The sequence below is a fragment of the Veillonella parvula genome (assembly GCF_040097785.1).
Classification (GTDB): Bacteria; Bacillota; Negativicutes; order Veillonellales; family Veillonellaceae; genus Veillonella; species Veillonella parvula_D.
The window spans coordinates 694,503-716,025 of sequence record NZ_JBBNNS010000001.1 but is presented as its reverse complement, the minus strand read 5'-3'; the positions used below and the strand labels follow the sequence as shown (position 1 = coordinate 716,025).

Annotated in this window: 23 protein-coding genes; 22 read left to right on the top strand and 1 reads right to left on the bottom strand. The window is 38.5% G+C overall.

The window, feature by feature from the left end:
• The first annotated feature begins 7 nt into the window (after positions 1 to 7).
• The 19 genes from AAA071_RS03390 to pyrR all read left to right on the top strand — a co-directional run bounded on the left by AAA071_RS03390 (position 8) and on the right by pyrR (position 17,283).
• Positions 8 to 1,315, top strand: coding sequence for a bifunctional folylpolyglutamate synthase/dihydrofolate synthase (locus AAA071_RS03390; protein WP_349234030.1), 1,308 nt, complete (start codon positions 8 to 10; stop codon positions 1,313 to 1,315).
• A gap of 9 nt (positions 1,316 to 1,324) precedes the next feature.
• The gene (locus AAA071_RS03385) at positions 1,325 to 2,563 is read left to right on the top strand and encodes an O-antigen ligase family protein (RefSeq protein ID WP_349234029.1); all 1,239 of its coding nucleotides are present in this window, start codon (positions 1,325 to 1,327) and stop codon (positions 2,561 to 2,563) included.
• A 527-nt stretch (positions 2,564 to 3,090) separates the two neighbouring features.
• On the top strand, positions 3,091 to 4,596 hold the full coding sequence (gene scpC, locus AAA071_RS03380) for a succinyl-CoA:acetate CoA-transferase ScpC (RefSeq protein WP_004698680.1): 1,506 nt from the start codon (positions 3,091 to 3,093) through the stop codon (positions 4,594 to 4,596).
• A 28-nt stretch (positions 4,597 to 4,624) separates the two neighbouring features.
• The gene (locus AAA071_RS03375) at positions 4,625 to 6,271 is read left to right on the top strand and encodes an acyl-CoA mutase large subunit family protein (RefSeq protein WP_004698747.1); all 1,647 of its coding nucleotides are present in this window, start codon (positions 4,625 to 4,627) and stop codon (positions 6,269 to 6,271) included.
• 28 nt (positions 6,272 to 6,299) lie between these two features.
• Positions 6,300 to 6,695 carry a cobalamin B12-binding domain-containing protein gene (locus AAA071_RS03370; protein WP_004696492.1) on the top strand — a complete coding sequence of 132 codons (396 nt, stop codon included), beginning with the start codon at positions 6,300 to 6,302 and terminating at the stop codon, positions 6,693 to 6,695.
• Between the two features lie 79 nt (positions 6,696 to 6,774).
• Positions 6,775 to 7,713 (top strand): methylmalonyl Co-A mutase-associated GTPase MeaB, encoded by a 939-nt coding sequence (gene meaB / locus AAA071_RS03365; RefSeq protein ID WP_004696489.1) that lies wholly within the window; start codon positions 6,775 to 6,777, stop codon positions 7,711 to 7,713.
• Between the two features lie 51 nt (positions 7,714 to 7,764).
• A complete protein-coding gene (mce, locus tag AAA071_RS03360) occupies positions 7,765 to 8,187 on the top strand; it encodes a methylmalonyl-CoA epimerase (RefSeq protein WP_004696488.1) in 423 nt (140 codons plus the stop codon).
• Positions 8,188 to 8,337: 150 nt separating this feature from the next.
• Positions 8,338 to 9,867, top strand: coding sequence for a methylmalonyl-CoA decarboxylase subunit alpha (mmdA, locus tag AAA071_RS03355; protein WP_004696486.1), 1,530 nt, complete (start codon positions 8,338 to 8,340; stop codon positions 9,865 to 9,867).
• Positions 9,868 to 9,940: 73 nt separating this feature from the next.
• A complete protein-coding gene (gene mmdD, locus AAA071_RS03350) occupies positions 9,941 to 10,285 on the top strand; it encodes a methylmalonyl-CoA decarboxylase subunit delta (RefSeq protein WP_039965050.1) in 345 nt (114 codons plus the stop codon).
• A gap of 23 nt (positions 10,286 to 10,308) precedes the next feature.
• The gene (mmdE, locus tag AAA071_RS03345; protein WP_004696483.1) at positions 10,309 to 10,476 is read left to right on the top strand and encodes a methylmalonyl-CoA decarboxylase subunit epsilon; all 168 of its coding nucleotides are present in this window, start codon (positions 10,309 to 10,311) and stop codon (positions 10,474 to 10,476) included.
• A gap of 100 nt (positions 10,477 to 10,576) precedes the next feature.
• Positions 10,577 to 10,966, top strand: coding sequence for a methylmalonyl-CoA decarboxylase subunit gamma (gene mmdC / locus AAA071_RS03340; protein WP_004696481.1), 390 nt, complete (start codon positions 10,577 to 10,579; stop codon positions 10,964 to 10,966).
• A gap of 70 nt (positions 10,967 to 11,036) precedes the next feature.
• On the top strand, positions 11,037 to 12,158 hold the full coding sequence (gene mmdB / locus AAA071_RS03335) for a methylmalonyl-CoA decarboxylase subunit beta (RefSeq protein ID WP_008601435.1): 1,122 nt from the start codon (positions 11,037 to 11,039) through the stop codon (positions 12,156 to 12,158).
• 194 nt (positions 12,159 to 12,352) lie between these two features.
• Positions 12,353 to 12,610: a hypothetical protein gene (locus AAA071_RS03330; protein WP_008601433.1), complete on the top strand. Its 258-nt coding sequence runs from the start codon at positions 12,353 to 12,355 to the stop codon at positions 12,608 to 12,610.
• A 38-nt stretch (positions 12,611 to 12,648) separates the two neighbouring features.
• Positions 12,649 to 13,950 carry an SLC13 family permease gene (locus AAA071_RS03325; RefSeq protein ID WP_021148363.1) on the top strand — a complete coding sequence of 434 codons (1,302 nt, stop codon included), beginning with the start codon at positions 12,649 to 12,651 and terminating at the stop codon, positions 13,948 to 13,950.
• Between the two features lie 239 nt (positions 13,951 to 14,189).
• A complete protein-coding gene (locus AAA071_RS03320) occupies positions 14,190 to 14,453 on the top strand; it encodes a SemiSWEET family transporter (RefSeq protein WP_004696474.1) in 264 nt (87 codons plus the stop codon).
• 491 nt (positions 14,454 to 14,944) lie between these two features.
• Positions 14,945 to 15,109, top strand: a complete 165-nt coding sequence (fdxA, locus tag AAA071_RS03315) for a 4Fe-4S ferredoxin (protein ID WP_004696472.1) — start codon at positions 14,945 to 14,947, stop codon at positions 15,107 to 15,109.
• Positions 15,110 to 15,214: 105 nt separating this feature from the next.
• Entirely contained in the window at positions 15,215 to 15,658 is a 444-nt protein-coding gene (gene lspA / locus AAA071_RS03310) for a signal peptidase II (RefSeq protein ID WP_287507655.1), read from the top strand.
• A gap of 86 nt (positions 15,659 to 15,744) precedes the next feature.
• Positions 15,745 to 16,668 carry an RluA family pseudouridine synthase gene (locus AAA071_RS03305; RefSeq protein ID WP_349234028.1) on the top strand — a complete coding sequence of 308 codons (924 nt, stop codon included), beginning with the start codon at positions 15,745 to 15,747 and terminating at the stop codon, positions 16,666 to 16,668.
• Between the two features lie 93 nt (positions 16,669 to 16,761).
• Positions 16,762 to 17,283, top strand: coding sequence for a bifunctional pyr operon transcriptional regulator/uracil phosphoribosyltransferase PyrR (pyrR, locus tag AAA071_RS03300; protein ID WP_004696466.1), 522 nt, complete (start codon positions 16,762 to 16,764; stop codon positions 17,281 to 17,283).
• Positions 17,284 to 17,405: 122 nt separating this feature from the next.
• Here the strand turns inward: pyrR and AAA071_RS03295 are convergent, their stop codons facing one another.
• Positions 17,406 to 18,749 (bottom strand): tRNA(Met) cytidine acetate ligase, encoded by a 1,344-nt coding sequence (locus AAA071_RS03295; protein WP_349234027.1) that lies wholly within the window; start codon positions 18,747 to 18,749, stop codon positions 17,406 to 17,408.
• 186 nt (positions 18,750 to 18,935) lie between these two features.
• Here AAA071_RS03295 and AAA071_RS03290 point away from each other — a divergent pair, with 186 nt between their 5' ends.
• The 3 genes from AAA071_RS03290 to AAA071_RS03280 all read left to right on the top strand — a co-directional run bounded on the left by AAA071_RS03290 (position 18,936) and on the right by AAA071_RS03280 (position 21,481).
• Positions 18,936 to 19,499, top strand: a complete 564-nt coding sequence (locus AAA071_RS03290; RefSeq protein ID WP_349234047.1) for a hypothetical protein — start codon at positions 18,936 to 18,938, stop codon at positions 19,497 to 19,499.
• Positions 19,500 to 19,502: 3 nt separating this feature from the next.
• On the top strand, positions 19,503 to 20,708 hold the full coding sequence (locus AAA071_RS03285) for an acetate/propionate family kinase (RefSeq protein WP_278466384.1): 1,206 nt from the start codon (positions 19,503 to 19,505) through the stop codon (positions 20,706 to 20,708).
• 152 nt (positions 20,709 to 20,860) lie between these two features.
• A complete protein-coding gene (locus tag AAA071_RS03280; protein WP_105086664.1) occupies positions 20,861 to 21,481 on the top strand; it encodes a hypothetical protein in 621 nt (206 codons plus the stop codon).
• Positions 21,482 to 21,523: the final 42 nt, after the last annotated feature.

Genomic DNA, 21,523 nt, shown 5'->3' with positions numbered 1-21,523 from the left:
GGTTTATATGACATATCAGGAGGCCTTAGCCTATTTGGAGCAGGCATCTTCATTTGGTATTAAACCTGGCCTTGAACGAATTACGGCTCTTATGGATGTGTTAGGGAATCCACAAGAAGATTATAAAATTGTTCATGTTACAGGTACAAATGGTAAGGGCTCGGTTACCTCATATATTTCCTACGCACTGTTTACAAGTGGATTACGGGTGGGGCGATTTACATCGCCTCACCTTCAATCCTATACGGAGCGTATTCAAATTAATGATGGAAATATAACAGAGGAAGCCTTTGGAAAATTAATTAGTCGCGTAAAGATTGCAGTAGATACTATTATTAGTAATGGAATAGAAGCGCCAACACAATTTGAAATATTAACAGCTGCCGCATTTTTATTCTTTAAGGAGCAAGGTGTCGACTATGCTGTAGTAGAAGTTGGTTTAGGTGGCTTACTAGATTCTACTAATATCGTGACTCCAAAAGTATCTGTTATTACTAATGTAACAATAGATCATCAAGCATATTGTGGTGATACTGTCGAGGAAATTGCACGCCATAAAGCGGGGATTATCAAATCTAAAGTGCCTGTAGTGACAGCTGCACAAGATACACCTCTTAATGTTATTGAGGACGTAGCTAAAAAACAACATGCTAAGCTTTATGTTTTTAATAAAGATTTTGGTATCGATAGCCGCAGCGCTGTAACGGGTGGTCAAATGATTACGGTTAGTTCTAACGATGCTGCACCTGCTATGCTATTTACGACGATGGCTGGCATTCACCAATCTGTAAATCTCGCTTGTGCATTGATGGCCGTACGCCTGTTGATGAAAGAGGATACGAACATCAGTGAAGAAACGATACGTGAAGGATTTGCCCGCACTACGTGGGCGGGGCGCTTTGAAGTTAAACGAGGCTTAGATCGTACCTTTATATTTGACGGTGCTCACAATGCGGCAGGGGCTGAGTCTTTTGCCATGACGTACAATGAACTATTTAAGGACACACCGAAAACGGTGGTAATGGCTATCCTTAAAGATAAAGACCAAGAGGCTATTATTCGTGAAGTAGTTAAATCTGGCGACACAGTCCTCGTTGTACCTGCACCAACAGATAGAACAGAGGTACCTGAAAACTTGGTCGAAGTGATTCGCCGTACTGTACCTAAGGTGACGGCTCAAACTGCAGAATCTGTTGAGGCTGCATTAGCATTGGCTTATAAACATACAAAGACTGGTGATATCATTGCTGTATGTGGTTCTTTATATATTCTAGGGGATGCTCGTCAGTGGTTTTTCCATGAGATGAGTCATTGAGGTGAGAATATGGAACTCTCACTCATTCCTAATCAGAAACGACTTACCTTTTATATTGAACGATTAATCTATGGTGTCGTTATTGCGATGCCTCTTCAACCAATGGTAGGAGATGTACTTCTCTGGTTGGCTATAGGTTTGGCATTATATGATTTAATTTCTAGTAAATCATTGAGTTTGCCGACAGGTTATTTATCTTGGACTGTTATGATCTTTGTTATCTGGACTGGTATATCGTCGTTAATCTCCCCAAACTGGGATTGGTCTATTCAGAGCTGGTTCTACCAAATTGTAGCGGGTGGGGGCATGTACTATTTAGTTCGTACCTATATTCGAACACCTAAACAGTGGAACTATTTTCTTCGTGCCTTTTTAGGTACAGCCGTTCTTGTATGCATTATTGGGGCCTATCAGTATATATTTGTTCCTAATATACATATAAAAGAATGGGTAGATGCAGCACAATTCCCTAAATTGATGCGTCGAATGGCGTCTACATTGCAAAATCCTAATTTGCTAGGGGCTTATCTGTTGATGGTACTAAGTGTATGTATTAGCTATATTCTTGTTTATATGAAAGAGAATCGTACTCGTGAAGTTGTTACAATGCTGATCATTGGTGTTGTACTATTTTTAACGATGTTATTAACCTATTCGCGTGGTATTTGGATTAGTTTTGCGGCCATGATTCTGTATTGGGCTATTTTCGTAGAACGAAGACTATTCTTATCCTTGTTAGTGGTACCGTTAATTCTATACTTCTATGAAGGGGAAGTTGCTTCACGACTTTGGTCTATATTCCAAGGTCATGATACGTCATCAGATCTTCGCTGGGCTCTATGGGATAGCACAATGTATATCGTACGAGAAAATCCAATCTTTGGTATTGGGTGGAATACATTCTACTTAGTTTATCCAGAGTATAACTATTACATTCAAGGTCCTAATGTGTTGATGTATCATGCCCATAATTTATATTTAAATATATTGGCTGAAACAGGTATTCCTGGCTTGCTATCATTCCTAGCAGTTATCGTCGGTCATGTTATTACATCTGTTCGTTTGAAAGGGGATATGTTCCGACAAGCTGCACAGATAGGTATAGGCGCTTTAGCTATCGGAGTTCTTTTTAGTGGATTGTCTGATTTTGAGCTCTATAGCCATCAAGTTGCTATTGTTTTTTGGCAGCTCCTTGGTTGGGTTGGGGCCTTTGTGAAAGTACAACTTTCCACAAAGGCCCCTATGTAAAAGGTATACTTTGTATAATTAGTAAGTTTTATTGTAGCGATACAATTTCATAGTATGGTATAATTTATACATACCTTAGCAGGGTAAGATCAAGTATATTTAACCGGTTTTCTAATGTTAGAATAATTGAACATTATTGCTCGCATTTGAAAATCGGTTTTTTGTATATCTATATCTTTATAGGAGTTGTAGCGGTCTGTTTTTGTATATATTATATTTTTTTATTATATTGAGAAGACTCTATATGTTGTATTGGGATAGTTCGATATACATAAAAAAACAACAATATATACTATTAAATTAATAATTCCTGTGAGTTATATCGGTGTGAATAAAACTTATGTAAAATTGTAAAAATCCATGCGTTTTAGTCATAATGCACGGGTAGAGTGTGATAAAAAATACATTTTAGTCATATAAGTTGACAATACATTGGATGTGGACTACGATGAAGTCGGTTTAAGGAACGTATTAGACCAAAGAGATTCAATTGTCGTTTAACAATGTTACTCTTAAAGGAGATGGTTATGGTGATAGACATCAAAGACCGCGTAAAAAATGTGGACCTGCAAGGTAAAATTGTCACTGCTTATGATGCAGCCCAGTTGATTAACCCTAATGATAAAGTTGGTATTTCCGGCTTTACACCATCGGGTTATGCAAAGGCAGTACCATTGGCATTGGCAGAAAGAATGGAAAAAGAACCATTCAAAATTGATTTGTGGACAGGTGCTTCCGTAGGTGATGAAGCTGATGGTGCGTTAACTCGTGCTAACGGTATCAATCGTCGTTTCCCATATCAAACAAATGGGGATACACGTAAAGCCTTAAATAGCGGTGCTGTTAAATACATCGATATGCATTTAAGCACAATGGCACAAAATGTTCGATATGGCTTCTTTGGTGATTTAGATGTAGCGATTATCGAAGCTGCACAAATTAACGAAGACGGCTCCATTGTTCCAACTACATCTGTTGGGAACTCTCCAACATTTGTTAGCCAAGCTAAAAAGGTTATCGTAGAAGTAAATGTATCTCAACCACTTTCCTTGGTAGGTATGCATGATATCTATGAACCACTCGATCCACCACATCGTAAACCAATTCCATTGGAAACACCTGGTGATCGTATTGGTACTGAAGCAATTCCTTGTGACCCAAGTAAAATTGTTGCAGTAGTACCTTGTGATGTTCCTGATACAACAAGACCTTTAGCGCCTATTGATGATGATGCAAAGGCAATGAGTCAACACCTTATTAAATTCTTCGAACAAGAAATTGCAGAAGGGCGTTTGCCTAAAAACTTGCTTCCATTGCAATCTGGTGTAGGTTCCGTTGCAAATGCGGTAATCAGTGGTCTTGCTAAAGGGCCATTCACAGATTTATCTATTTATACAGAAGTAATCCAAGACGGTATGTTTGACTTGATCGATGCTGGTAAAGTAACTGTATGTTCTGGTACTGCATTGAGTCCTTCTCCAGATGGGTTGAAACGTTTCTATGCGAATATTGATGAATATCGTAAAAAAATTATTCTTCGTCCGCAAGAAATTTCCAATAACCCTGGTATTGCCCGTCGTATTGGTGTCATTGCCATGAATACCGCTATCGAATTTGATATTTTTGGCAATGTAAACTCTACTCATATTATGGGTAGCAAAATGATGAATGGTGTTGGTGGTTCTGGTGATTTTGCACGTAGTGCATATCTCACTATCTTCTGTACTAACTCCGTTGCTAAAAATGGCGACATCAGTTCTATCGTTCCATATGTATCCCATGTGGATCATCCAGAACATGACACTATGATTTTCTGTACAGAACAAGGTGTTGCTGACTGTCGTGGTTTGAGCCCAGTGGAAAGAGCTCGTTTGATTATTGAAAAATGTGCTCACCCAGACTACAAACCTATGTTAACTGAATACCTAGAAAAAGCATTAGCTGCAACAAAGAATGCCCATACACCAATGTTGCTTGATGAAGCTCTTTCTTGGCATAAACGCTTCACAGAAACTGGAAGCATGAAAAAATAACCTGTTTTTTTAGGAGGATGATGAAAACATGGCTTACGAAAACTTAAAAGCCCAAATTGCTGAGTACAACAAACTTTGTGACGAAAAATGCGCAAAAACTCCAGAACGTCAAAACTTAAAATACAACCGTGTGTATACACCAGTTGATATTGAAGGCTTTGACTATGAACGCGATTTGGGAATGCCTGGCGAATTCCCTTATACTCGTGGCGTACAACCTACTATGTACCGTGGTCGTTTCTGGACAATGCGTATGTATGCAGGCTTCGCTACAGCTGAAGAATCTAACAAACGTTACCGCTACCTAATCGAATCCGGTGCAACAGGTCTTTCCTGTGCATTTGACTTGCCAACTCAAATCGGTTATGACTCTGATGATGTTATGGCTGAAGGCGAAGTTGGTAAAGTAGGTGTAGCGATTGACTCTTTGGCAGATATGGAAATCTTGTTCGATGGCATCGACCTTGGCAAAGTATCCACTTCCATGACAATCAACGCTCCAGCATCCGTTTTGTTGGCAATGTATATTGCAGTAGCTGAAAAACAAGGTGTACCTTCCACAGAATTGAAAGGTACTATTCAAAATGATATTTTGAAAGAATATGCAGCTCGTGGTACTTACATTTTCCCTCCAAAACCATCTATGCGTTTGATCACTAATATCTTCGAATATTGTTCTCAATACGTTCCAAAATGGAATACAATTTCTATTTCCGGTTACCATATCCGTGAAGCAGGTTCCACAGCAGCACAAGAAATCGCATTTACAATTGCTGATGGTATCGCATACGTAGAAGCAGCTTTGAAAGCTGGTCTTGATGTTGATACATTTGCTGGTCGTCTTTCCTTCTTCTGGAATGCTCATAATAATGTACTTGAAGAAGTTGCTAAATTCCGCGCATCTCGTCGCTTATGGGCAACAATCATGAAAGAACGTTTTGGTGCTAAAAAACCAAAATCCATGATGCTTCGTGTACATACTCAAACAGCGGGCTCCATGTTGACTGCACAACAAGTTGATAACAACATCGTTCGTGTTGCTCTTCAAACTGCAGCTGCTGTAATGGGCGGTACTCAATCCTTACATACAAACTCCCGTGACGAAGCTTTGGCTCTTCCTACAGAAGCATCTGTACAAGTAGCTCTTCGTACTCAACAAATCGTGGCTTACGAATCTGGTTTGGCTGACGTAGTTGACCCATTGGGCGGCTCTTACTATGTTGAAGCTATGACTAATGCTATCTATGACGAAGCTATGGCATACATCAAAAAAATTGATGAAATGGGCGGCGCTGTAGTAGCAATCGAAAAAGGCTACATCCAAAAAGAAATTCAAGAATCCGCTTACAAATGGCAAATGGAAGTTGAATCTGGCTTGCGCACAATCGTTGGCGTAAATAAATTCCAAGTCGAAGAAGAAGCTCCAAAAGACTTACTTCGCGTAGATGCTTCCGTAGGTGTTAACCAATCTAAGAAAACTCAAGCAGTTCGTGCTAACCGCGATCAAGCCGCAGTTGATAAAGCCTTAGCTGATTTGAAAGCTGGCGCAGCTGACGAATCTGTTAACTTGATGCCATTAATTCTTGCAGCAGTTAAAACATATGCTACTTTGGGTGAAATTTGTAATGTATTGCGCGAAGTATTCGGTGAATACGAAGCTCATTCCACATTATAATATCGGCTGATTTCGGAGGTAATATATCATGGCAGAAAAACGTATTAGAGTAATTGTAGCAAAACCAGGTCTTGATGGTCATGACCGTGGTGCAAAAGTAGTAGCACGCGCACTTCGCGATGCTGGTTTCGAAGTAATCTACACTGGTCTTCGTCAAACACCAGAACAAATCGTTGAAGCAGCACTTTCTGAAGACGTTAATGTAGTTGCATTATCTCTTCTTTCCGGTGCTCACAATACATTGTTCCCTAAAATTGTTGAACTTTTGAAAGAAAAAGGCATGGGGGATGTTCTTGTAATCGGTGGTGGCGTTATTCCTGATGCTGATATTCCTGGCTTGAAAAAAGCTGGCGTAGCAGCAGTATTCACACCTGGCACACCAACTAGCGATATCGTTAACTTTATTAAAGAAAACGTAAAATAATTGCTTAGGGCAAAGAGGGGTGCAACTCGAATAGTTGGCTCCCCTCTATTCCCATATTCGAAGATAGGTGGTGAGGCGAATGGATTTAGTTAAAGGCCTTTTTGAAGGTTCTAGACTAGCCTTAGCACGGTCCATAACAGCTGTAGAAAACGAGTATGATAATGCCATCGATATTATGAAGGCAATTTACCCTAAAACGGGGAACGCACGTATTCTCGGTATTACAGGGGCCCCTGGTGCTGGTAAAAGTACTTTGACCGATAAGGTAGTTAAACATTATTTAGATCAAGGTAAAAAAATCGGCATCGTTGCCATCGACCCAACTAGCCCATTCTCTGGAGGTGCTATCTTGGGGGACCGTATTCGAATGAATGATTTAACATTAAATGAAAATGTATTCATTCGAAGCATGGGCACGCGTGGTAGTCTTGGTGGATTATCTAAAAAGACTGCAGACGTTGTAAAACTCATGGATGCCTTTGGCATGGATTTAGTAATTATTGAAACTGTAGGCGTAGGTCAATCTGAAGTAGATATTGTAAAAAATGCTGATACTACATTGGTTGTACTGGTTCCTGGTCTCGGTGATGATATCCAAGCTATCAAGGCGGGTATTCTTGAAATTGGCGATGTATTTGCTATCAACAAAGCTGACCGAGATGGTTGCGATCGTTTGAATGTAGAAATTGAAATGATGCTTGACCTAGATTCTCGTGAAGTAAAATGGCGCCCACCAATTAAGCGCACAATTGCTAGTAAAGACCAAGGCGTAGATGAACTTATCGACGCTTTAGATGAACATTTTGAGTATCTTGAAGATTCTGGTGAATTGGAATCTCGTCGGGCAGAACGTACTCGTGATGAAATCATCGCAATGATTAATGAACAAATTGGTCGTTATGTAGCTGATAAAATTGTTACAAGCGACGAATTTAATAGCCAAGTGGCAGCTGTTAATGAACGCGAAAGCGATCCATATACAGTTGTTAATGGCGTAATGACAAGCGTGCTAAAGTAGACGGCGACTACATAGCATTAGAGATTTAGCCTTGAAAAGGAGATAATCAAAATGGCTTTTAAAGTATTACAAGTGGATCACATCGGTATTGGTGTTAATGATTTAGCAGCAACTAAAGAATTCTATAAAAATGCATTAGGCATTGAACATCTTCCTGAAGACGAAATCGTAGAAGAACAAAAGGTAAAAGTATCCTTCTTCCCTTGTGGTGATGCTGAACTTGAATTCTTAGAAACTACAACTCCAGATGGCCCTATCGGTAAATTTATCGAAAAAAATGGTGGTCGTGATGGTATCCAACACGTTGCATTGCGCGTTGACAATATTGAAAATGCTATTGCTGATTTGATGGCTAAAGGCGTTCGTATGATTGACGAAAAACCTCGTTATGGTGCAGGCGGTTCCTCAATTGCTTTCTTACATCCAAAAGCAACTGGTGGTGTATTGCTTGAATTATGTCAACGTATGAAATAATACAGTATCCAATTCACATCACTATATATGAGTTGTAGATATACATATACATATAATTCTACGTTATATATTAAATATGTATGCTTCTTGAACTTTATTCATTTATGAAATAAAATGATACTGTAACAAGTTTTATTTGGAGGTGCTATAATGGCAACAGTGCAGGAAAAAATCGAGTTATTGCACGAAAAGCTAGCTAAAGTTAAAGCTGGTGGCGGCGAAAAACGCGTTGAGAAACAACATGCTCAAGGTAAAATGACTGCTCGCGAACGCTTGGCTAAATTGTTCGATGATAATTCCTTCGTTGAACTTGATCAATTCGTTAAACATCGTTGTGTTAACTTCGGTCAAGAAAAGAAAGAATTACCAGGCGAAGGTGTAGTAACAGGTTATGGTACTATCGACGGTCGTTTAGTATATGCATTCGCACAAGATTTCACTGTAGAAGGTGGTTCTCTTGGTGAAATGCATGCTGCTAAAATCGTTAAAGTACAACGTTTAGCAATGAAAATGGGTGCTCCTATTGTTGGTATCAACGATTCCGGCGGTGCTCGTATTCAAGAAGCAGTAGATGCCCTTGCTGGTTACGGTAAAATTTTCTTTGAAAATACAAATGCATCTGGTGTTATTCCACAAATTTCCGTAATCATGGGCCCATGTGCGGGCGGTGCTGTATATTCTCCAGCATTGACTGACTTCATCTACATGGTTAAAAATACTTCTCAAATGTTCATCACTGGTCCTGCAGTAATCAAATCTGTAACTGGTGAAGAAGTAACCGCTGAAGATCTTGGTGGTGCAATGGCTCACAACTCCGTGTCTGGTGTTGCTCACTTTGCAGCTGAAAATGAAGATGATTGTATCGCTCAAATTCGTTACTTATTAGGCTTCTTGCCATCCAACAATATGGAAGATGCTCCATTGGTAGATACTGGTGACGATCCAACTCGTGAGGATGAAAGCTTGAATAGCTTGTTGCCAGATAACAGTAACATGCCTTACGACATGAAAGATGTTATCGCAGCTACTGTAGATAATGGCGAATACTATGAAGTACAACCATTCTATGCTACTAATATCATTACTTGCTTCGCTCGTTTTGATGGTCAATCCGTTGGTATCATTGCTAACCAACCAAAAGTAATGGCTGGTTGCTTAGACATTAACGCTTCTGACAAATCTTCCCGTTTCATCCGTTTCTGTGATGCTTTTAATATTCCAATCGTTAACTTTGTTGACGTTCCTGGTTTCTTGCCTGGCACAAATCAAGAATGGGGCGGTATCATTCGTCATGGTGCTAAAATGTTATATGCTTACTCTGAAGCTACAGTACCAAAAATTACTGTCATCACTCGTAAAGCATATGGCGGTTCCTACCTCGCTATGTGTTCCCAAGATTTAGGCGCAGACCAAGTATATGCTTGGCCTACATCCGAAATCGCTGTAATGGGTCCTGCTGGTGCAGCTAATATTATTTTCAAGAAAGACGAAGATAAAGATGCTAAAACAGCTAAATATGTAGAAGAGTTTGCGACTCCTTACAAAGCTGCAGAACGTGGCTTCGTAGATGTTGTAATCGAACCTAAACAAACTCGTCCAGCAGTTATCAACGCTTTGGCTATGCTTGCAAGCAAACGCGAAAACCGTGCTCCAAAGAAACATGGTAATATTCCATTATAATTCGATTCGGTAAACATATCATCGAATTTGGGAGATACCTTTCTTTACTACTTTTTTAGAAAGGGGAATGATTATGGAAGGACAAGCAGTTACTACCAATCCTTGGTTAATCATGGCCATTAATATGACAGTTGTATTTGTTGTGTTGATTCTTTTAGGTATTTTGATGACAATCGTTCATTTGATTGACCCTACTAAGAAGAAAAAAGACGTACCACCAAGTGCACCTGTTGCGGCTCCCGCAGCTACACCGGTGGCTGCACCAAATGCATCTGCTCAAAATGAAGGTGAAGTAGTAGCAGCTATCGTAGGTGCCATTGTGGCGATGGGGTACTCATCTGAACAAATTGCATCTATTCGACCTACAGCAACTAGTGCTAAATGGCGCTTGGAAGGTCGCTTAAGCGGTAGAGGTTAAAATAATTTTAGGAGGCATTTGTAATGAGCAATGCTACAACAACTAACGGTAAAGCTCCATCTCAAGATGTAGTGGCAGTAATCGTTGGTGCATTAGCGGCAATGGGTTATTCCGCTGATCAAATCGCGCATATCCGTCCAATCGTAAGCTACAATTGGAAAATGGAAGGCCGTTTGCGTGGTAATCGATAAGATAATTGGCTAATTTGATAATCCATAGGATTACTCAATTATATGTGTAAAAATATTTATAAGTTTTGTGTAGAAATTACACATTTTGGAGGAATTTAAAATGAAAAAATTCAACGTTACAGTAAATGGTACAGCATATGATGTAGAAGTTAATGAAGTGAAAGCAGCGGCTCCAGCAGCAGCTCCTAAAGCAGCTCCAGCAGCAGCTCCAGCTCCTAAAGCAGCTCCTGCACCAGCACCAGCTCCTGCTGCAGCAGCAGCTCCAGTTCCAGCAGGTGCTGAAACTGTAAAAGCTCCAATGCCTGGTAAAATCTTATCTGTAGCAGTATCTGCTGGTCAAGCAGTTAAAAAAGGCGAAACTTTGTTGATCCTTGAAGCTATGAAAATGCAAAATGAAATCGCAGCTCCACATGATGCTGTAGTTTCCGAAGTTCGCGTATCTGCTAACCAAACTGTATCCACTGGTGACGACATGGTTGTTCTTGGCTAATACCAAGTGTTGTATGACGTGGCTGCGCCACGTCATCTAACAATTTTATATTTGTGAAAGGGGAACGCATATGGAGGCTTTTGCTGTTGCGATTCAATCCGTTATTACAGATAGCGGGTTCCTCGCATTTACAACAGGCAATGCTATTATGATTCTTGTAGGTTTGATCCTATTGTATTTGGCATTTGCTAAAGAGTTTGAACCTTTATTGTTGGGTCCGATTGCGTTTGGTTGTATACTTGCCAATATTCCTCGTAACGGTTTCGAAGAAGGCGTTATGGCACTTATTAGCGCAGGTATCTCCCAAGAAATCTTCCCACCTTTAATTTTCCTAGGTGTAGGTGCAATGACTGACTTTGGTCCACTCATTGCTAATCCTAAAACATTGCTTTTAGGCGCTGCCGCTCAAATCGGCGTATTCGTTGCTTTAGGTGGCGCAATGATGCTTGGCTTCACAGCTCAAGAAGCAGCTGCTATCGGTATCATCGGTGGTGCTGACGGCCCTACATCCATTTACTTAGCTACTAAACTAGCTCCTCATTTATTAGGTGCTATCGCGGTTGCCGCATATTCCTATATGTCCTTGGTACCGTTGATTCAACCGCCTGTAATGAAATTATTCACTACGCAAAAAGAACGCGAAATTGTTATGGAGCAATTGCGTGAAGTTACACGTTTTGAAAAAATCGTGTTCCCAATTGTTGCAACGATCTTCATTTCCTTATTGCTTCCTTCCATTACATCCCTTTTAGGTATGTTGATGTTAGGTAACTTGTTCCGTGAATCTGGCGTAACTGAACGTTTGTCCGATACTTCTCAAAATGCGTTAATCAATACTGTTACAATCTTCTTGGCAACTGGTACTGGTTTAACAATGAGTGCGGAACATTTCTTAAGCGTACAAACAATTCTTATTATCTGCTTAGGCTTAGTTGCATTTATCGGTGGTACTGCTGGTGGCGTATTATTTGGTAAATTGATGAGCTTAGTAGATGGTGGTAAAACAAATCCACTTATTGGTTCTGCCGGTGTATCCGCGGTTCCAATGGCGGCTCGCGTATCTCAAGTAGTAGGTGCGAAAGCTAACCCAGCTAACTTCTTGCTCATGCATGCTATGGGTCCTAACGTAGCTGGCGTTATCGGTACAGCAGTAGCTGCAGGTACAATGCTTGCTATGTTGTCTAACCACTAATAATTTAATAATTATTCACCCAGGTGTACCTAAATAGGTACACCTATTGGTGAATCAAAAAGCCCTTGGTCATTATGTAATCATACATAAAAAGGGAATATTTGCAATAAATGCTTTTCAGATCGGTCATTAGGTGATTAGCAAGATTTCACAGAATAACCTTCTAGTGCTTTATATATAGTAGAGGTGGTCACTTGTTATCAATTGAATTAAAAATACTGATTTGTTTTATATGGGCATTTATTGTTTTTTTTATTACAGCGCTGATTATCGGTAATAAAGGCAAAGCTAAGTGGTTTCAACAAAGAACAAAATATTCTTGGTTTAATCGTCGAGGATTTTTAGGTGAAACTTTATTATTTGGGTATCCTAAAACAAGAGAGGGATATGGGATTACTTTTTTGATGGCTTCTGCCATTGGTATCGTAGGTTATATTTTATACCTATTATAACTATATCAGTGCATTTCTCTGAAGGGAGATGATGATGTATGGGTACTGCAGAACAAACCTTAATCGTCCTTGCAGTCATGGCTGTTTTATTCGTTACGGAAATTATTCCTCTAGCTATTACTTCTTTAGGCGGCGCAATTACATTAGGCCTTATGGGTATTATTACTCCTAAGGTTGTATTCTCTGGTTTATCTGATAGTACAGTTGTGTTGTTTGCAGGCATGTTCGTTGTTGGTGCTGCATTATTCTACACTGGTTTGGCTCAAAAAATTGGGGAAACCGTAGTATCTCATGCAGGGACTAGCGAAAATGGCTTGATGCTTGCGATTATGCTCGTAACAGCTACCATGTCCGCATTCTTATCTAATACTGGTACAACAGCTGCGTTACTTCCTGTGGTTGTTGGTATCTGTGCTGTTGCTAAGATTCCTGCATCTCGCCAATTAATGCCTTTAGCATTTGCTGCAGGTATCGGTGGTATCATTACAATGGTTGGTACACCACCTAATATCATTGTAAGTGGTACATTATCTAAATTTGGCATTGAACCATTTGGTTTCTTTGAATTTGCTTGGATTGGTATTCCTTTGACTGTTGCTACTATCGTATTCATGATGCTCGTTGGTAAACATCTATTACCTAAACATGAAATTACTGATGCTGGTGATGTTGAACAAGAAGTAGCTGCTGAAGATATTTCTAACGATCCTAAGAAACAATTATACTCTGGTCTTATTCTTTTAGGTGTAATCATTGCTATGATTTTAGGGGATCCTCTAAAAACATATTTTGGTATTAATTTACCATTGAGCATGGTTGCAGTTATTGGCGCAATGCTTTGCGTATTAACTGGTTGCTTGAACGAAAAACAAGCTTACACATCTATTGACTGGGTAACAATCTTCTTATTCGCTGGTATGATGCCAGTGGCAACTGCACTTGACCAATCTGGTGCAGGTAAAATGATTGCTGATGCAGTAATCGGTGTTATGGGGTCTGATCCTAGCCCTTACTTTGCAACAGCAGTATTATTTGCATTGTCTTGTATCATGACTCAATTCATGTCTAACACTGCATCTTGTGCATTATTGGCACCTATCGGTATCTCCATTGCTCAAGGTATGGGCGCTGACCCTCATGCAGTATTGATGGCTATCGGCGTTGCTGCATCTTGTGCATTCGGTACACCTGTAGGTACACCTCCAAATACACTAGTACTTGGTCCTGGCCAATACAAATTTACAGATTATGTAAAAGCTGGCGTTCCATTGATTTTAGTTTGCTTCGTAGTAAGCTTAATTATCATTCCAATGGTATGGCCATTCTTCCCTGGTAAATAATAGGGAATAGGTTACTCTACTATACAAGCACACACGAGGTCGAATCGTAAGATTCGGCCTCGTTTTTTATGATTTTAGTCTATATGATTTTAATATAGATTACATATAAGTGTAATCAAAAGCAATATGAATTAAACTAATTTGCATGATTAATTTTACATAATTGACTACATCGAAAAAATATGATATAGTATATTGTGTAAGATATAATAATGTAATGTTGAATAAGGAGGTCATCTATGACAAAAGAAAGATTTAACATGTTAGTTGGTTCTATTGGTGCATTTATTGGTGTATTTGTATTTTTAGCCTATATCCCACAAATAATTGCTAATCTTCATGGTCAACCTAGTCAACCATGGCAACCATTATTTGCAGCAGTATCCTGTTTGATCTGGGTATTATATGGTTGGACAAAATCACCTAAACGTGATTATATTTTAATCGTACCAAACCTTGCAGGCGTTATTTTAGGTACACTAACATTCTTAACATCTTTCTAAGTGCTATAAGAAAAAAATAGTATTATTGTTATATAGTGAATAATAGTAAAGATATTACTTTACTTTATAAATATAAATGAGGTCGAATCGTATGATTCGGCCTTTTTTAGAGTGAAGTTTATATGTTAGATTAAAATATAGATAAGTGTTAAATCTGTTGTAATAAAAAAATAGTTTTTATGATAATAAATATTGATAATTGAATTCCTAGTATAATAGTACGTATTTTAATTGAAATGATAATTAGTGCATTCTCAATTATTGATTATTAAACTCAATTACATAAATGAAAAGAAATATCAAAATACATATAAATATAGGCTTTTTATGATAAAAAGGAACAATTATTATGCAAAATATTATATAATTTTTTATCATTTTCATTTGACTTTCAATTTGAACTGTGTGATAATGAGAACATAAGTTGAGGCAAGTGCCTTTCTAAATGATAATAAAAAGTTCTGATCTATATTTTGATGGAGGTCCTAATTATGAGAGTTATTGCTGATGGTTGCATTAAATGTGGTTCTTGCGCATCTGTTTGCCCAGTTTCCTGCATTACTGAAGGCGAAACTAAATACGAAATTGGCGATGCTTGCATCGATTGCGGTTCTTGCGAATCCGTTTGCCCAGTTTCTGTAATTTCCGCTGAGTAATCACAAATAAAACACGCCCCTCATTGAGGGGCTTTTTATTTTGCCTAAATTTGCGTAACTTAGTATAATAGGACTATTAAGAATTATATTATAGTAAGGGAGTTAATCTTGTTTTATACAGTACTTATCATTTGGTTATTATTGGACCAATTAACTAAATATTATGTAATGAATCATTTTTTGTTAGGTGAATCTTTACCTGTTATTCCTAATGTATTTCATCTTACCTATATTATTAATCGCGGTGCAGCCTTTGGCATGTTAGCGAATCAACGATGGTTTTTCTTACTAGTGGCTTTTGTTCTATTAGCTGTTTGTGCTTTTTATTGGAAGCGATTAGCTAAGGGCCATTGGACTTTGCAAATCGGATCCGCCTTATTAGTCGCAGGTGCAATTGGTAATGGCATTGACCGATACATGATTCATGGGGTAGTGGACTTTTTTGATTTTCGTGTATGGCCTATTTTTAATGTGGCAGATATTGGTATTTGCATAGGTGTAGCTTTTGTTGTATTTTATTTGTTTTCATTGAAAGAGGACCATGAATAGCTTTCATTATTAGGGTCCTTTATAGATCATTGACTTGATTCGTCAATAAATATATATCTTATACTTGACTCAAAGAGGAATAGAGGATGAATGAATATATTGTAAGTGCTGAGCAAGAAGGCATGAGACTAGATGTATTTTTAACTGAACAGATGGAAGGATCTCGTAGCTATATTCAAAGTTTAATTAAAGGTGGTCATGTTACAGTAGGTGATAAAGTAGGAAAGGCTAATCTTCGGCTTACACCTGATACTATCATTCATGTAGAAATCCCAGAGCCCGAATCGATTGAGGTTAAACCTGAGGATATCCCTATAGATTATTTATACGAAGATCACGATATTGTTATTGTTAATAAACCTCGTGGCATGGTGGTACATCCTGCAGTAGGGAATTATTCTGGAACCCTTGTAAATGCTCTATTATTCCATTGTAAGGACCTATCAGGTATTAATGGTGAAATTAGGCCAGGTATTGTGCATCGCTTAGATAAAGATACGTCTGGTGTTATGATGGTGGCAAAAAATGATGCAGCACACATTGGTCTAGCAGAGCAAGTAAAAGTACATTCTGCAAGACGTACGTACTGGGCGCTAGTACAAGGCAATATTGTAGAAGAAAAGGGGACTATAAAGGCGCCTATTGGACGCCATCCTAAGGACCGTATGAAAATGGCTGTTGTCTTTGAAAACAGTAAAGATGCAGTAACACATTTTAAAGTATTGGAGCGTTATGGTCATCAAACATTGGTTGAATGTAATTTGGAGACTGGCAGAACCCATCAAATTCGTGTTCACTTTGCTCATATTGGACATCCTGTTGTTAATGACCCATTTTATGGATATAGACGTATGGATTTTCCTATAGAAGGGCAAGCATTACATTCTAAATCGTTAGATGTTAAACACCCTATTACAGGTGAAGAAATGCACTTTGAAGCACCGGTACCAGCTGACTTTGAGGCGTGCTTAGAATTTGCTAAGACCTACCGTGAAGATAAACGAAAATAGTCTAAATGTTTACATTGATTGTCTAAGTACTTATTTTTACTACTTATTTGGATATAGGGGCATAGAACAATCCTATGCTGTAAGGGCGTATATATGGAAAAGAAACGCTTACTAATGGATCAAGACGCTATAATGCGTGCGATTCGTCGTATTAGTCATGAAATTTTAGAACGCAATAAAGGTTTATCTAATGCGTTAATTGTAGGTATTGAACGGCGTGGTGTCATTTTGGCAAAACGTTTACAAGCGGAAATTGAGCGTATAGAAGGTATTCATATTGATTGTGAGTCTTTGAATGTTGCAGTGTATCGTGATGATCGTGATGCTCGTCCTAAAGAGGGGGAACCGTGTACGATTGATACAACGGAAAAGACAATTATCCTTGTAGATGATGTTTTGTATACGGGCCGTACTATTCGTGCTGCTTTAAATGCATTAATGACGGCTGGCAGACCAAGATCTATTCAATTGGCCGTCCTCGTCGATCGTGGTCATCGTGAATTGCCTATACGAGCGGACTATGTAGGTAAAAATATTCCTACATCACATCTTGAAAGTGTACGCGTTGCCGTCGCTGATCTGGATGGTGAAGAAGGGGTTACAATACAGGAATAATCTGTATTGTAACCCCTTATTTTTTGAGTATTATCATATAATAAGATGATTATCTTAATAAAATTAAATTATTTGACTCTTATATTTATGTGCAGAATGTTTCTACCAGATTGTAGTTCTGCTTATTTTATGTATTGTGGCGTATAGGTGTAGTCCATATGACCTATTCGTTTAACTTCATTATGTAAGCATAAGGCCTGTATATCTGTAGCTAATGTATCGATTTGATGCATCGTTTGTCCCAACGTATTTAATTCATTAGGTGCTTTGGCCCATTTTTGAATAAGTGGTATTTCAAAATCATTTCGAAGCCATTGACGACCTCTATCGTTGAAGGCTAGCAAGCGAGCATATTGTGGCGCTTCCTGTATAGCACTTTGTAGTAAATCTTTTTGTATTCCTAAGGTGAGATAGGCTCCCATTCGTTGTAAACGGGCATAGGTATAGCGCTTTGATTTTATTTGCTTCATAGCCAAGTTCCACGTAGGTTGTTGGGCCGCTTTGGACCATAAGTGTTCAATGCCTTCGTTGAACTCTCCAAAGCTTTCTAGCTTGTTAGTTGATGTACGACGACTTAAGGTGTGGAGCATATCATAGTAGCGGTTATAGTTTACATAAGCACCATTAGAAATTATATTAGTCATATCGTCTGCAATAGTTTTAGGAACGATTGACTGAAGTTGTAATTTTATTTTACTATTTAGTGCATTTAATTTTGTTAATGTAGTTACAGTTGCAGTTGCAGTTGCAGTTGAATTTGTATTTGTATTTGTATTTGTACTTGTAATTGTCGTTGTATCTATATCTGTAAAAGTGTAGATACTATTTTTATTACAATTGTTACTACCTGTAGCCATTTCTGTTATAAGTTTACGTAATGCTGTACCAGAAGGGAAATCTTTTGTAATATTCGCTTCGTGATGATCTGATGTGCGTAAGATTGGTATATATTTTAAGGAAGGATAATAGGTAAGTCCTGCCCGAATATATTCAAGTCCTAACAGTGCATTAGGGGTGTTGAGCATCTCTGTATTAAGGGCTTTACGGAAGGCAGAGCCATAGGACATGCCTTCGTTAATATAGGTCCGTAATACTGTTTGAGTACTTTCACAATCCATACGTTTAGCTATATCTACGAGTGTATCTAGATCAGCCGTTTCAGAACCAAAGGAGAGTGCATCGATATGTAAAGCTTTTACCATGCGAATAGCACCTGTTCCAAACAGTTGTGCACTACCCAAAGAATAGAGTGTAGGTAGCTCGATAACGATGTCTGCACCACCGAGAATAGCCCAACGAGCACGGTCAAATTTAGAAAAAATAGCAGGTTCTCCTCGTTGTACAAAGGAACCACTCATGATACAAATGCGCAGCGCTTCAGGATGCTCTTGTGCTAAGGTATGTAATTGATGAGCATGTCCATTGTGAAATGGATTGTATTCACAGATAATACCGATTGTTTTCATAGTGACTCCTTTCATTATTGTTAGTGTAACAAAGCGAAGAAATGCTGTAAACTACATTTCATGATATCCATATAAAAGGCTTGTTTATAGAAATGATGTTATGTGTAAATATTAAGTTTAGTATAGATTTTCTTGACACTATAGGCTATAATTAACTGTAAATGCTGAATTGATGTGAGGTATATGATGAAACAAAATTGGAAACGTACATTACAAGGGACTCTGCTCGGTGCTGTGCTGCTAGCAATGGCGGGATGTGGCTCAAATAATGTAATGGATACATATAGTTTTGGCCATCAAGTTATCCGTGTTGGTCAATCTGAGATTACCATTGCCTTGCCTTATGAAATGGGTAAAAGTACAAAAAATATGACTGATGATGGGTATCCAATTGATATTTATGGTTCCGTTACAGAACATATGGTGATTGAAGTTGAAGCATTGCGTGCTGGTGACAATAAACCATTGCCTACGGTTGATGAGTTTTTAAATCGCAGCAAGTCTGAATTCACGAAGATGGGCGCAACCATCAAGGAAGAATCTGTAGCTTTACAAGGTACATCTGCAAAGAAGCTTGATGTGACGTATACAACACAAGGGCAAACATTTAGCTTTTCTCAATACGTATTCTTAGATCATGGCGTATTGTGGAATATAATCTACCAATATCCTGAAAAGGATCAGGTAGGTTCTGATATCAGCAAAGAAATTCAAAACAAGATTCAAGTTACACAACAGAAAGAGGGTTAATCGATGAACGTATTAGTAGTTAACTGCGGTAGTTCTTCTTTGAAATATCAATTACTTGATATGACAACTGAAACAGAATTGGCAAAAGGCCTTTTTGAAAAGATTGGTGATCAAGATGCTATCTTCACTCACAAACGTCCTAATGCAGATAAATTAGAACGGGTTGAACCAATTTTGAACCATAAAGAAGCGCTTCGCATTTTGCTAGATATTTTAGTTGATGCTGAATTTGGTGTTATTTCTTCTATGGATGAAATCGATGCTGTAGGTCACCGTGTAGTACACGGCGGTGAAAAATTTGCTGATTCTGTATTGATTACTCCAGCAGTTATGGAAGCATTGGAAGAATGTGCTTCTCTTGCACCATTGCATAACCCACCAAACATTCAAGGTATTGAAGCTTGTGAAGCTATTATGCCGAATGTACCTCAGGTTGCTGTATTTGATACTGCATTCCATCAAACTATGCCAAAAGAAGCATATATGTATGCGCTTCCTTACTCTTATTATGAAGATTACGGTATTCGTCGTTACGGCTTCCATGGTACGTCCCATAAATATGTAGCACAACGTTGTGCAGAATTAATGGGTAAACATATGACTGATCTTCGTATCATCACATGCCACTTGGGTAATGGTTCCTCTGTGGCTGCTATTAAAGGTGGTCGCTCCATCGATACTACAATGGGCTTTACTCCATTGTCCGGTTTGATCATGGGTACGCGTACAGGTGATATTGACCCTGCTATCGTTCCATTCTTGATGGAAAAAACAGGTATGACCTATGAAGAAATCGATAGAGTTATGAATAAAGAATCCGGTGTATTAGGGATTTCTGGTGTATCCAATGACTTCCGTGTGATTGAAGAAGCTGCTGCTAACGGCAATAAACGCGCACAATTGGCATTGAATATGTTCCATTACAAAGTTCGCCGTGTAATCGGTGCCTTTGCTGCTGTTATGGGCGGTGTAGATGCTATCATCTTTACTGCTGGTATTGGTGAAAACGGTATTGGTAACCGTGATGCAATCTGTAACGGTTTGGAATATTTAGGTACTCGTATTGATTCTGAACGCAATAATGTTCGTGGTAAAGAACAAGAAATCAGTGCTGAAGGCTCTAAGGTTAAAATCTTTGTAATTCCTACAAACGAAGAAATCATGATTGCTCGTGATACTCAACGTATTACAGCAGCGTTGAAAAAATAATATAGTTCGCATCTGAACTGAGTGACTAATAGAGTCATAAAACCCCGTCTATATCTCGGATATGGACGGGGTTTTTGTAGTTTTTATGCATAGAATATCTTATAATAGGATGTATAGTTATTAATTAGTGATTTCTTTAAAAGGGGTAAAGCATGACAGTATTATATGAAGAAAAATCTCAGCGCACCAGAAGTGCAGAGTTATTGGTAGTATTTTTTGTGATTTTATTGTTGTGTGCAGCAGCTTATACAACGTATCGCAGTATTCAATTACATACGGTTTTATTAGCTGAGTATTTTATTGAAATCATGGCCATCATTGTTATGGTTAAACAGGCTGTTAGTAGATATACATATATTTTGACAGATACAAAGCTTGTGATTGAAGAGCACTCTATCTTTAGAAATCGTCATTTTGAAGTAGATTATAACATGATTGATGGGGTGTTCAAGTTTGAACGTGAGTTGTTGACAAATATTAAATACCGCTATAAATATAGAAAATGTTCTACCTCTGACCCGCGCCCGATTTGGTCTCTTGTGTATTCTATTGTAGATGGAAATAAAGTTAAAAATGGTCGTTTGCTGTTGAAAGCCGACGATAGATTCTTTGAAATATTAGAAGAGCATGTGCCTGGCCGTATTCGTGTGCCTCAAGCGGATATTGTATTTTATGCAGCGGTGCGAGCTGATGCGGTAAAACATGGGGAAGATGTACAAGAATATTATGAAAGATTAATTTCTTCAAAAGAAGATAAAGGAACAACTATGTAAGGGATGGTAAGTTCTGGGGGATAGGCAGGATAGTTTAGTTAT